This window comes from Pseudoalteromonas sp. Isolate3 (assembly GCF_022398505.1).
GTDB classification, from domain to species: domain Bacteria; phylum Pseudomonadota; class Gammaproteobacteria; order Enterobacterales; family Alteromonadaceae; genus Pseudoalteromonas; species Pseudoalteromonas apostichopi.
The window spans coordinates 1-706 of sequence record NZ_JAKEVN010000274.1 but is presented as its reverse complement, the minus strand read 5'-3'; the positions used below and the strand labels follow the sequence as shown (position 1 = coordinate 706).

At 31.9% G+C, this 706-nt stretch carries 1 protein-coding gene; it reads right to left on the bottom strand.

Annotated elements, in window-relative coordinates:
* Positions 1 to 706, bottom strand: a 706-nt coding sequence (locus L1D46_RS20805) for a hypothetical protein (protein WP_239978184.1), incomplete at both ends; no start/stop codon positions are given.

Sequence of the window (706 nt, the reverse complement as noted above, 5' to 3'; positions counted from 1 at the left end):
GTAATGATATTTTTAGATAAAGAGGAGAAGTTTTTAGTGAGATAATTATCATACCATTGCTTTGTAAAAGCATTTTTACTATTGGAAGAGTAAATCCCCCCCTGCGCATCTAATACTCCAATATAATCTAGATAATTAAAATCACGGATATAGGTTCCCGAATCAAATAAAAAAACAGCTGGCTGTTGAGCCATATTAGAAAGTTCAAAACGTTCACCGAGCCTCGTAATCAGTTCGTTATGCCTTTTTAGTAATTGTTCAGTTTGACTCTTAAACTTAACTATGGTTTCCTGTACAACTTTTTTGTTTCCCGATTCGAACTGATACATAAAACTAAACCAAAGCAGCATAGTTATAATAGTTATCAATGTAGCTAGCCAAGCTAGAGGTTCACTAAAGTATTTTTTTAAGTCTAATTTTAGTCTTGATGAAACAGTTATTCCCGCAAAAGCAACAAATAATAAAAAAAACTTTATATTATTTGTTGCTGAAACAGAGGCCGAAAACCCTTTGTCTAACCCATTTATTTCAATGGGTGATAATGAAACAAGTAATCCTCCACCTAAAAAAACAAAACAAATTAAGCTAATTTTATTACAAAATCCGCTCTCTTTTCTTAGTTTAAAAATGCACCCTAACAACACTAAAAGCCAACAAGTGGATTGTTTCCAAGGCATATTATCAATGAAATTTATGTGTATAGGTG